Below are 11,614 nucleotides of genomic sequence, written 5' to 3' on the forward strand. Positions count from 1 at the left end.
ATAGATTGCGCCCGGAGACTGTGCTAAAAAGACTGCCACGGCGCAGCAGCCCTTGAATTCCAAGGCTTGCGGCGCTCATCCTGTGCAACATCAGGCAGTACACACCGAAAACCGATTCGCTGTGGCGATGGCAGAGCAGATATGGAACAGCATTCCAACGCCTTGAGAGTGATGGTGATCGACGATTCGAAGACGATCCGCCGCACCGCCGAGACCTTGTTGAAGAACACGGGGTGCGATGTCATCACGGCCATCGACGGTTTCGATGCCCTGGCCCGGATTGTGGATCATCACCCGCACATTATTTTTGTCGACATCATGATGCCGCGCCTGGATGGCTATCAGACCTGCGCGCTGGTGAAGAACAACCCGGCGTTCAAGTCGATCCCGGTGATCATGCTGTCGTCCAAGGACGGCTTGTTCGACAAGGCCAAGGGGCGCATCGTGGGTGTCGATCAGTTTTTGACCAAGCCTTTCAGCAAGGAAGAACTGCTGGGCGCGATCAAGGCCTACGTGCCAGGGTTCGCCGTAGTAGAACAAGCACACTGACGCCGCCTCACAAGGGCCGGCGTCCACCTATGTAGTGGGGAAAACCATGGCACGTGTTCTGATCGTCGACGATTCGCCGACTGAAATGTACAAACTGACCGGCATGCTGGAAAAGCATGGCCATCAGGTCCTCAAGGCTGAAAACGGTGCGGATGGCGTGGCCCTGGCCCGCCAGGAAAAACCCGACGCCGTCCTGATGGACATCGTGATGCCGGGCCTCAATGGCTTCCAGGCCACCCGCCAGCTGTCCAAGGAGCCGGAAACCAACGGCATCCCGATCATCATCATCACCACCAAGGACCAGGAAACCGACAAGATCTGGGGCGCACGCCAGGGCGCCAAGGACTACCTGACCAAACCGGTGGATGAAGAAACCCTGATCGCCACCCTGAACAAGGTGCTGGCCGGCTGACGGTTCGCCATCATGACCGAGTCGCAAACCGCCTTTGAGCTGCTGCTGGACATCGACCGCCGCTGTCGCCTGTTGGCCGCCGACCTGCCGTCCCAGGAAACCCGTCTGCAACGCTGGAGCGGGATCGGCTTTCGCCTGGGGCAGCACTGGTATGTGGCGCCCATGGGCGAAGTTGCCGAAGTCCTGCATGAACCGCGCTGCACGCTGATGCCCGGGGTCAAGGCCTGGGTCAAGGGTGTGGCTAACCTGCGTGGGCGCTTGTTGCCGGTGATGGACCTGGGCGGGTTCCTCGGCCTCGAGCTGTCCAAGGCACGCAAACAGCGGCGCGTACTGGTGGTGGAATTCAACGATTTGTTTGTCGGGCTGCTGGTGGACGAGGTGGTGGGAATGCAGCATTTCGCACAAGACGCACTGCTGGCGAGTGCCGCTCCCGGCGCGCCGTTTATCCAGGGACGTTTCGAGGGCACTCCGCAGTGGCAGGTCTTCAGCCCCTTCGCCCTGGCCCAGGCTCCAGGCTTCATGGATGTTGCCGCATGACCACCGTTACCCCGCCAAAACCCCAGGCCGCGTCGCGCAGTCGTTCCCAGATCATTGTGCTGTTCATTGCACTGATCGTGTTCATCATGTTGCTGTTTGCCAACTTTGCGTACCTCAACACCCAGTCCACCTATGACAAGCAGTACATCGGCCACGCCGGTGAGTTGCGCGTGCTGTCCCAGCGCATTGCCAAGAACGCCACCGAAGCCGCCGCCGGCAAGGCTGCTGCGTTCAAGTTGCTGGGCGATGCGCGCAACGACTTCGCCCAGCGCTGGGGCTACCTGAAAAAAGGTGATCCGGAAACCGGCCTGCCGGCTGCGCCCAGTGCGGTACGCGCCGAAATGCGTGCGGTGCAGACCGACTGGGAAGCGCTGCTGAAAAACACCGACGCGATTCTCGCCAGTGAGCAGACCGTGCTGTCCTTGCACCAGGTCGCGGCGACCCTGGCGGAAACCGTTCCGCAGTTGCAGGTGGAGTCGGAAAAGGTCGTCGACATCCTCCTGCAACGCGGTGCCCCGGCCAGCCAGGTCGCCCTGGCCCAGCGCCAGTCGTTGCTGGCCGAGCGTATCCTGGGGGCGGTGAACACCGTACTGGCCGGCGACGAAACCGCCGTGCAGGCCGCCGACGCCTTTGGCCGCGATGCCAACCGTTTCGGCCAGGTGCTCAACGGCATGCTCCAGGGCAACCCCGGCCTGCGCATCACCCAGGTCGAAGACCGCGATGCCCGCGCGCGGCTGGCGGAAATCGCCGAGCTGTTCGAGTTTGTCTCCGGCTCGGTGGATGAAATTCTCGAAACCTCGCCGCAACTGTTCCAGGTGCGCGCTTCGGCGAGCAACATCTTCAACCTGTCACAAACCCTGCTCGATGAAGCCTCGCACCTGGCCACCGGTTTCGAAAACCTGGCCAGTGGCCGCAGTTTCGACACCATCGGCGGCTATGTACTGGGCCTGCTGGCGCTGACCTCGATCATCCTGATCGGCCTGGTGATGGTGCGCGAGACCAACCGCCAACTGCATGAAACCGCCGAGAAGAACGAGCGCAACCAGAACGCGATCATGCGCCTGCTGGATGAAATCGAAGACCTGGCCGACGGCGACCTCACCGTGACGGCCTCGGTGACCGAAGACTTCACCGGCACCATCGCCGACTCCATCAACTATTCCGTCGACCAGCTGCGCGATCTGGTTGCTACCATCAACCTCACCGCCGGGCAAGTCGCCGGTGCGGTGCAGGACACCCAGGCCACTGCCATGCACCTGGCCCAGGCCTCGGAGCACCAGGCCCAGCAGATCGCCGAAGCGTCCACGGCGATCAACCAGATGGCCCAGTCCATCGACCAGGTGTCAGCCAACGCCGCCGAATCGTCGGCGGTGGCGGAGCGCTCGGTGGAAATTGCCAACAAGGGCAACGAGGTGGTGCACAACACCATCCACGGCATGGACAACATTCGCGAACAGATCCAGGACACCGCCAAGCGCATCAAGCGCCTGGGCGAGTCGTCCCAGGAAATTGGCGATATCGTCAGCCTGATCGACGATATTGCCGAGCAGACCAACATCCTCGCCCTCAACGCAGCGATCCAGGCGAGCATGGCCGGGGACGCCGGGCGCGGCTTTGCAGTGGTGGCCGATGAAGTGCAACGCCTGGCCGAGCGTTCGTCGGCGGCGACGCGGCAGATTGAAACCCTGGTGCGGGCGATCCAGGCCGACACCAACGAAGCGGTCATTTCCATGGAGCAGACCACCACCGAAGTGGTGCGCGGCGCACGGTTGGCCCAGGATGCCGGGGTGGCGCTGGAAGAGATCGAAGGCGTGTCGAAAACCCTCGCAGCGTTGATCCAGAGCATCTCCAACGCGGCGCAGCAGCAGACGAGTTCGGCGGGGCAGATCTCCCTGACCATGAACGTGATCCAGCAGATCACCACCCAGACCTCTTCGGGCTCCACGGCCACCGCAGAAAGCATCGGCAACCTGGCGAAAATGGCCAGCCAGCTGCGCCGGTCGGTGTCGGGGTTCACCTTGCCAGCGGCTAAACAGGCTGATGATTGAAATGCAGTACACATGTGGGAGGGGGCTTGCCCCCGATAGCAGTGGGTCAGTCACCCAATCTTTGACTGATGCACCGCCATCGGAGGCAAGCCCCCTCCCACATGTGATCTCTATCTGTCTTGATATCTCGCACCACCAGCAACCCATGAATTCCAAGCGGAGCAGTTATGGTTGATCGGCACGACTACGTGGCCCTCGAATGGGTCAAGGGCGACATTGCCGAAACCCTGAAACAGGCCCGTTCGGCGCTCGATGCGTACGTCGAAACCTCAGACGGCGATGCCATCGGCGAGTGCCTGGCGTGTGTCCATCAAGTGCATGGCGCGCTGCAAATGGTCGAGTTCTATGGCGCAGCCCTGCTGGCCGAGGAAATCGAAGAGCTGGCGCAGGCCCTGCAAGCCGACCGCGTGAGCCAGCGCGACGAAAGCATCCGCCTGCTGCAACAGGCCCTCAACCAATTGCCGCTGTACCTGGACCGTGTGCACAGCGCCCGCCGCGACTTGCCGCTGGTGGTGTTGCCATTGCTCAACGACCTGCGCAGCGCGCGTGGTGAAAGCCTGCTGTCGGAGACCAGCCTGTTCAGCCCGCAACTGCTGACCATCGCGCCGCTGCCTGATGAGGCCCTGGCCCAACGTGCCGTGCCCGACCTGAAAGAACAACTGCGCCAGTGGCACCAACTGCTGCAACAGGCCTTGGCCGGGTTGCTGCGCGAAGACCATGGCCCCAGCAACCTGGAAGACATGGCGCGGGTGTTCGCGCGCCTCGAAGCCTTGTGCCAGGGCGCGCCGTTGTTGCCATTGTGGCAAGTCACCTCGGCGCTGGTCGAAGGCATGCTCACCGGCGTGATCGCCAACAGTCCGGCGCTGCGCAGCCTGCTCAAGGCCAGCGACAGACAGCTCAAGCGCCTGCTGGCCCAGGGCATCGGCGGGATCAATCAGGCAGCGCCGGATGAACTGCTCAAAAGCCTGTTGTTTTACGTCGCCAAGGTCACTCGGCCGACGCCGCGCATGCAAAGCCTCAAGGAACGCTACGGCCTGGATGAGGCCTTGCCCGACAGCGCGGTGGTCGACGCCGAGCGCGCGCGCCTGGCCGGGCCGGACCGCAACGCCATGGGCTCGGTGCTGGGCGCGTTGTGCGAAGAGCTGGTGCGGGTCAAGGAGCGCCTCGACTTGTTCGTACGCAGCGACCGCCAGCACACCAGCGACCTGGATGCGCTGCTCGCACCGCTGCGGCAGATCGCCGACACCCTGGCGGTGCTGGGTTTCGGCCAGCCGCGCAAGGTCATCATCGATCAACTCGCCGTGGTACTGAGCCTGGCCCAAGGCCAGCGCGAGCCTAACGACGCTGTGCTGATGGACGTCGCCGGCGCCTTGCTCTACGTCGAAGCCACACTGGCCGGCATGGTCGGCACCGTCGAGCCGGAAAGCCGCGAAGAAAGCCGCCTGCCCACCACCGATCTGACCCAGATCCACCAATTGGTGATCCGCGAATCCTGCCAGTGCCTCAAGCAAGCCAAGGAACTGGTGATCGACTGCATTGAAGCCGACTGGGATCGCCAGCGCCTGGAGTCCCTACCCGAGCTGCTGAGCCAGGTGCGTGGCGCCCTGGCGATGATCCCTTTGCCCCGTGCGGCGAGCCTGATGCGCGGATGCACGGATTACGTCGACGAACAGTTGATGGGCAGTGATGCGCCACCGTCCGAGATGCAATTGGCGCATTTCGCCGACGTGATCAGCAGCCTGGAGTATTACCTCGAGCGCATGCTCCAGGACCCCGATGCCGCAGGTGAGCGCGTGCTGGAGTTGGCCACTCAAGGCTTGGCGGCGCTGGGTTACCTGCCCGTCGAGAAACCCTGGCGCCAGGCGTTGGTTGCACCCGATGCCACACTGCCGGCCGAGCTTGCGCCGAGCCAATCGCAGTACGACGCCCTGGCCAGTCCGACGTCGCGCCTCAACCCGCCGGCCCTGCAACGCCCCGGCAGCCTGTTGCCGCCGCCCGCCGACGAGGAGCCCATCGACGACGAACTGCGCGAAGTTTTCCTCGAAGAGACCGACGAAGTCCTCGAGGTGCTGCACCGTCATCTGCCCAACAGCGCGGACAAAACCGCCCAAGGCGAAATGCGCCGCGCTTTCCACACCCTCAAGGGCAGCGGCCGCATGGTGCGCGCCCTGGTCTTGGCCGAGCTGGCCTGGGCCGTGGAAAACCTGCTCAACCGTGTGCTGGAGCGCAGCGTGGTGCTCGGCCCCGAGGTGCAACAGGTGCTGGATGAAGCGGTGGCCCTGTTGCCGGAATTGATTGCTGACTTTGCCATCGACGGCCAGCGCCAACGTGATGAAGTCGACGCCCTGGCCGCCCGCGCGCACGCCTTGGCCAGCGGTACACAAGTAGCGGCCGCCGAACCCCATGACCCGATGTTGCTGGAGATTTTCCGCAACGAAGCCCAGAGCCACCTGGACAGCCTCAACCACTTCCTGCAACAGGCCGCCGAGCATGTGCCGCTGCAAGTCAGCGATGAGCTGCAACGCGCCCTGCACACCCTCAAGGGCAGCGCCTACATGGCCGGCGTGCTGCCGATCGCCGAACTGGCGCGCCCGCTGGACCACCTGACCCGCGAGTACAAGGCCCACCGTCTGCCGCTGGACCTGGATGAAGTGGAGTTGCTGCTGGAAGCCGAAGGTCTGTTCCAGCGTGGGCTGCGCGACCTGGACAGTGATCCCTTGGCGCCGATCAACGGTGCAGAGGGCCTGATCAAGCGCACCCAAAGCCTGTTGGATCAGCAGCTTGAAGCGCTGCTCGACGTGCGCATCAAGCGCGATCCGCAGCTGATCGCCAACTTTCTGGCCCAAGGCATGGACATCCTGCTCGACGCCGAAAGCCTGCTGCGCCGCTGGCAGCAGCACCCCGGCGAGCGCCAGGAGCTGACTGCGCTGCTGGATGAACTGACCACCCTGGGCGAGGGAGCGCATGATGCGGATCTGCACGCCATCGACGAACTCTGCGAAGCCCTGCTCGACCTCTATGGCGCGGTGGAGGAGAGCAGCCTGGCGGTGAGCGAGCGGTTCTTCCACGAGGCCGAGCAGGCCCATGAAGCGCTGATCAGCATGCTTGACCAACTGGCCGCCGGCCAGGAAATCAGCCCGGCGCCGGCCCGTGTCGAGGCCTTGCGCGAGTTGCTCGATGAAGCCCTCGACCCGTCCGCCACCGGCTTGATCAAACGCGATGGCAGCCAAGTGCTGAGCATTGCCGAACTGGGCGCCGCCACCCAGCAGTTGGATCACGAAATCACGATGGACGACGAGATCGTCGAGATCTTTCTTGAAGAAGCCGTGGACATCCTCGACAGCGCCGGCCAGTCGCTCAAGCGCTGGTTGCTGGAACCTGACAACGCCGCGCCGTTGTCGTCGTTGCAGCGCGACCTGCACACCCTCAAGGGCGGTGCACGCATGGCCGAGATCGGCCCGATTGGCGACCTGGCCCATGAGTTGGAATGCCTGTACGAAGGGTTGGTGGACCGTCGCTACAGTTACTCCACCGAGCTCTCCCAGGTGCTGATGGCCAGCCATGAGCATCTGGCCTTGCAGCTTGAAGAGCTCCAGCATCACCAACCCTTGAGTGACAACGCCGAGTTGATCGCCAAGGTGCGGGCGTTGCGCCAAGGCAACGCGCCTGCCGCATCCGCCGCTGCGCCAGCAGCGTCGGGCGCCGACCCGGAATTGCTGGATATCTTCCTCGAAGAGGCGGCCGACATTCTCGACAGTTCCAGTGCAGCGCTGTCGCGCTGGCAGGCCGAGCCCGGCAACCGCCAGGAAGTGGAAACCCTGTTGCGCGACCTGCACACCCTCAAGGGCGGCGCGCGCATGGTCGAGATCACCCCCATTGGCGACCTGGCTCACGAACTGGAATTCCTCTACGAAGGCCTGTCTGCCGGCTTGCTCGCGCCGTCGCCTGAGCTGTTCGCGTTGCTGCAGGGCTGCCACGACCGCCTGGCGCAGATGATCGATGCCGTGGCGGACGGCTTGCCGGTCGGCTCGGTGGACAAGCTCATCGAGCGCATCAAAAGCCTGGTGCACCCAAACCAGGAGCCGGTGACGCCGGTGGCGTTGCCCGCAGGCAAGGCGGAGGCCGTGGTGGACCCGGCTGCCGACATGGTGAAGATCTCCGCCGAGCTGCTGGATGATCTGGTCAACCTGGCCGGTGAAACGTCGATTTTCCGCGGCCGTATCGAGCAGCAGGTCAACGACGCACGCATCGTCCTCACGGAAGTGGAAACCACTCTCTCACGCATGCGCGACCAGCTGCGGCGTCTCGACACCGAAACCCAGGGCCGCATCCTCAGCCGCCAGCAGGCCGAGGCCGAGCGCCTGGGCTACGAAGAATTCGACCCGCTGGAGATGGACCGCCATTCGCAGTTGCAGCAACTGTCCCGTGCGCTGTCCGAATCGGCCTCCGACCTGCTCGACCTCAAGGACACCCTTGAACGCCGCAACGAGGACGCCCATGGCCTGTTGCAACAACAGGCACGCATCAATACCGAGTTGCAGGAAGGCCTGATGCGCACGCGCATGGTGCCGTTCGAACGCATGCTGCCACGCCTCAAGCGCATCGTTCGGCAGGTGGCGGGCGAGTTGGGCAAGGACGTGGAATTCATCGTCGGCAACGCCGAAGGCGAGATGGACCGCAATGTGCTGGAACGCATGGCGGCGCCCCTGGAACACATGTTGCGCAATGCCGTCGACCACGGCCTGGAGTCCCGCGATGCGCGACTGCTGGCCGGCAAGCCGGAGAAAGGCCGCATCACCCTGGACCTGACCCACGAAGGCGGCGATATCGTCTTCGACATGCGCGACGACGGCGCCGGCGTGCCGCTGGAAGCCGTGCGGCGCAAGGCGATCAAGCGTGGCCTGCTCGGGGCGCATCAAGAGATGAGCGACCGCGACGTGTTGCAGTTCATCCTGCAGCCGGGGTTCTCCACGGCTGAAAAGATCACGCAGATTTCCGGGCGCGGCGTGGGCATGGACGTGGTGCATGAAGAGGTTCGCCAGCTCGGCGGCTCGATGGTCATTGACTCGACCCCGGGCGAGGGTGTGCATTTCCGCATTCGTTTGCCGTTCACCGTGTCGGTCAACCGTGCACTCATGGTGCAGTGCGCGGACGATCAATACGCGATCCCGCTCAACACCATCGAGGGCCTGGTGCGGGTGCTGCCCCATGAACTGGCCGGGCATTACCAGCAAGACCCGCCGTATTATGAATACGCCGGCCAGCGTTACGAACTGTTCTACCTGGGCGACCTGCTGCACACCGTCAGCCGCCCCAAACTGCTGGGCCAGTATCAACCGGTGCCGGTACTGCTGGTGCAGTGCAATGAACGGCACGTGGCCATCCATGTGGACGCCATGGCCGGCACGCGGGAGATTGTGGTCAAGGGCCTGGGGCCGCAGTTTGCCGGTGTGCAGGGCTTGTCTGGCGCGACGATCCTGGGCGATGGTCGCGTGGTGCTGATCATTGACCTGCTGGCGCATATCCGTGCGCGGCAACCCGCGCTGCCGGCCCAATCGGTCGACGCGCCACTGATCCTCAACGACCCGCTGAAAAAGCGCCCGTTGCTGGTGCTGGTGGTGGACGACTCGGTTACCGTGCGCAAAGTTACCAGCCGCCTGCTGGAGCGCAACGGCATGAACGTGCTCACCGCGAAAGACGGCATCGACGCGCTGGCAGTGCTGGAAGAACATACACCGGACCTGATGCTGCTCGACATCGAAATGCCGCGCATGGACGGCTTCGAAGTCGCCACCCAAGTGCGCAACGACCCCCGGCTGATGCGCCTGCCGATCATCATGATCACCTCGCGCACCGGCCAGAAACACCGCGACCGCGCCATGGCCATCGGCGTCAACGACTACCTCGGCAAGCCGTACCAGGAATCGGTGCTGCTCGAAAGCATCGCCTACTGGAGCAAGTCTCATGCTTGACCACCGCACCAGCCAACTCACCGGCCTGCTGCTGCCCCTGGCCGACCGCCACCTGGTGCTGCCCAACGTCGCCATCGCCGAGTTGATCGACTTCCAGCGCGGCGAACCGGCCAGCGACGCGCCGCCGTGGTACTTGCGACAAGTGACCTGGCGCGACCGGCAGATCCCGCTGATCAGCTTCGAAGCGGTGTGCGGCGAAGCCAGTGTGACCGGCGAACGCTCGCGGATCGTGGTGCTGAATGCGCTGGGTGGGCGGCCGACGTTGAAGTTTATTGCGCTGGTGATCCAGGGGATTCCACGGTCGTACAAGCTCGACAGTGAGTTGAGCTACGTGGATGTGCCGCTGTGCCCGCTGGAGCTGGCGGCGGTGCAGGTGGGCGAGCATGTGGCGAAGGTGCCGGATTTGCTCGGCCTGGAGGCACTGCTGGTAGAGTCCGGCCTGGCCTGATCCCTCATTCTCAATCCCAGTGAATATCAAAATGTGGGAGGGGGCTTGCCCCCGATGGCTGACTGTCAGTTGATACTTCTATACCTGACCCACCGCAATCGGGGGCAAGCTCTGTCTTACATTTGATCCTCTGTGTTTGACAGGCCGTCGCGACCCAAACCGCCCAAAAATGTCGGAACTGAATGTTATTTGTGTAAGTAATTTCTTTAACTGGATTGGGCCGGTTTTCTGGCCTGAGTGGGATGCTAGGTTCGGCGCTTCCCTTTGCCAGTAAGGACACGCAAATGGCTGTGCCGTTAATGCCTCCCGGTGTTTCAATGTTTGAAAATATGGCGATTGCCAAGTGCAAGCGCATCCATCTCAGGCCGGGTTCGGCGTTTGCCTATTCTTGGTTTTATTCGCAGGTCAGAGCTGCAGGGCCGTGGAACTACAAGAAGCAAGGGCGTCAATACGAGGCTTTTGGTAATTTCAATTACGGTGCCACGGGCACGGTGTTAGGCATTCCCGATCATGTGTTACTGCGGGCTGCAGGAGTTGCTCAAACCATCGCCAAAACCACCCTGCCGGATTTTGGCTCATGGTGGGGAGATGATCCTTTTGGTGATGACCCGCGAGATCAATATTGGATAAGGAGAGGTATCGAGTATGCGATTTCACAAGGCTACTGAAGGCCTCATACCGATCCTGCGTAACTGCCTGCTGGTGGGCTGCCTGATTTATATCGCAGGCAGTTGGTTACTATCACCCGGAACACCGGATTTGGACGAAGTGGTGTTGAAGCATTCCTTGGGCAACGGCTCCTCGATCTATGGCGCGCGGGATGGCCAAGGCGGTGCAACGGTGGGCTTTTCATACCGCTACTACGTGCATAGGAACTTGAGTAACGATCGGGAAATACTCACCACATTGGTGTCGGCGCATCCTTTTCTGAAAACCAAGGAACCCAATGTTCAAGTGAGTGAGCATGAGGGCGTGCTTACATTGGATATTCAGGGGCGAGTGTACGAGTACAACAGCTATGCCCTCGAAGGTCTTGGCCCGATCAAGGTGGTGATGGGGCTGTGATGGACTGGGCTTCGGATTTTTCCTGCAAGATTTTGGGCTGTGCATGAACTTGTCGGGCGCGGACAGCGCGCCTAGTCTTCGTCCCGTCATCGCAAAAAACGGTGACACGGACGTGCAAGTCCGACGAAACTGTTTAGGCGTACAAACGCCCAGCCATCCAACGGGCGTTTTTTGTGCTCGCTGCTTTATGGCGGCTGCGCGCAGGAGGTCTTCGGACCTGCTGGGTGTCCTAAACAGGCCCGGTCTTGCACACCTGCGCACGGTCGCCACCCTTATTCGCGTGCAAGCGAAAGGTGGCGCTCCTTACTCACTGTTTAGGAGTTTCATCATGATCAAACCAACCCCCAATCCGCCCCTCTTCACCGTAAACCCTCACCAAGACACCGAAACCCTGCTGGTCAACGCCAGCGAAACCCTGTCCTCCCTCAACGCACTCACTTGCAACCTCGCCTTCGACCTGGACACCTCCCAGCGCGCGATCATGCTCGGCATCCAGCAAATGGCGGAGTTGGGGCAATTGCTGGTGGATCGTGCCCTGGAACAGATTTCCCCTTATCCAGCCGCTTAAAACTTGATCGTTCCC

Annotated in this window: 9 protein-coding genes; all 9 read left to right on the top strand. The window is 62.5% G+C overall.

The annotated features are described in order from the left end of the window. Positions 1-141: 141 nt before the first annotated feature. The gene (gene pilG / locus BM017_RS06295; protein ID WP_071490365.1) at positions 142-549 is read left to right on the top strand and encodes a twitching motility response regulator PilG; all 408 of its coding nucleotides are present in this window, start codon (positions 142-144) and stop codon (positions 547-549) included. Positions 550-595: 46 nt separating this feature from the next. Continuing rightward, the gene (pilH, locus tag BM017_RS06300) at positions 596-961 is read left to right on the top strand and encodes a twitching motility response regulator PilH (RefSeq protein WP_014720320.1); all 366 of its coding nucleotides are present in this window, start codon (positions 596-598) and stop codon (positions 959-961) included. A gap of 12 nt (positions 962-973) precedes the next feature. Beyond that, positions 974-1,498, top strand: coding sequence for a chemotaxis protein CheW (locus BM017_RS06305; RefSeq protein ID WP_071490364.1), 525 nt, complete (start codon positions 974-976; stop codon positions 1,496-1,498). Further along, positions 1,495-3,546, top strand: a complete 2,052-nt coding sequence (locus BM017_RS06310; RefSeq protein WP_071490363.1) for a methyl-accepting chemotaxis protein — start codon at positions 1,495-1,497, stop codon at positions 3,544-3,546. Before BM017_RS06305 ends, BM017_RS06310 begins: the two co-directional genes overlap by 4 nt. 167 nt (positions 3,547-3,713) lie before the next feature. After that, positions 3,714-9,518: an Hpt domain-containing protein gene (locus BM017_RS06315; RefSeq protein ID WP_092241994.1), complete on the top strand. Its 5,805-nt coding sequence runs from the start codon at positions 3,714-3,716 to the stop codon at positions 9,516-9,518. Beyond that, the gene (locus BM017_RS06320) at positions 9,511-9,966 is read left to right on the top strand and encodes a chemotaxis protein CheW (RefSeq protein ID WP_058426570.1); all 456 of its coding nucleotides are present in this window, start codon (positions 9,511-9,513) and stop codon (positions 9,964-9,966) included. Before BM017_RS06315 ends, BM017_RS06320 begins: the two co-directional genes overlap by 8 nt. A gap of 284 nt (positions 9,967-10,250) precedes the next feature. Continuing rightward, positions 10,251-10,634 (top strand): polymorphic toxin type 44 domain-containing protein, encoded by a 384-nt coding sequence (locus BM017_RS06325; protein ID WP_081049329.1) that lies wholly within the window; start codon positions 10,251-10,253, stop codon positions 10,632-10,634. Further along, positions 10,612-11,031, top strand: a complete 420-nt coding sequence (locus BM017_RS06330) for a hypothetical protein (protein WP_058426571.1) — start codon at positions 10,612-10,614, stop codon at positions 11,029-11,031. Before BM017_RS06325 ends, BM017_RS06330 begins: the two co-directional genes overlap by 23 nt. A gap of 328 nt (positions 11,032-11,359) precedes the next feature. Further along, on the top strand, positions 11,360-11,599 hold the full coding sequence (locus BM017_RS06335) for a DUF6124 family protein (RefSeq protein ID WP_092241997.1): 240 nt from the start codon (positions 11,360-11,362) through the stop codon (positions 11,597-11,599). The last annotated feature ends 15 nt before the right edge of the window (positions 11,600-11,614 follow it).

Origin of the sequence: Pseudomonas sp. NFPP04 (assembly GCF_900113815.1) — a bacterium.
GTDB classification, from domain to species: domain Bacteria; phylum Pseudomonadota; class Gammaproteobacteria; order Pseudomonadales; family Pseudomonadaceae; genus Aquipseudomonas; species Aquipseudomonas extremorientalis.

Bases quoted from the DNA above. Each gene is read 5' to 3' on its own strand.
- pilG (WP_071490365.1), top strand. From the start codon at position 142: ATGGAACAGCATTCCAACGCCTTGAGAGTGATGGTGATCGACGATTCG.
- pilH (WP_014720320.1), top strand. From the start codon at position 596: ATGGCACGTGTTCTGATCGTCGACGATTCGCCGACTGAAATGTACAAA.
- BM017_RS06305 (WP_071490364.1), top strand. From the start codon at position 974: ATGACCGAGTCGCAAACCGCCTTTGAGCTGCTGCTGGACATCGACCGC.
- BM017_RS06310 (WP_071490363.1), top strand. From the start codon at position 1,495: ATGACCACCGTTACCCCGCCAAAACCCCAGGCCGCGTCGCGCAGTCGT.
- BM017_RS06315 (WP_092241994.1), top strand. From the start codon at position 3,714: ATGGTTGATCGGCACGACTACGTGGCCCTCGAATGGGTCAAGGGCGAC.
- BM017_RS06320 (WP_058426570.1), top strand. From the start codon at position 9,511: ATGCTTGACCACCGCACCAGCCAACTCACCGGCCTGCTGCTGCCCCTG.
- BM017_RS06325 (WP_081049329.1), top strand. From the start codon at position 10,251: ATGGCTGTGCCGTTAATGCCTCCCGGTGTTTCAATGTTTGAAAATATG.
- BM017_RS06330 (WP_058426571.1), top strand. From the start codon at position 10,612: ATGCGATTTCACAAGGCTACTGAAGGCCTCATACCGATCCTGCGTAAC.
- BM017_RS06335 (WP_092241997.1), top strand. From the start codon at position 11,360: ATGATCAAACCAACCCCCAATCCGCCCCTCTTCACCGTAAACCCTCAC.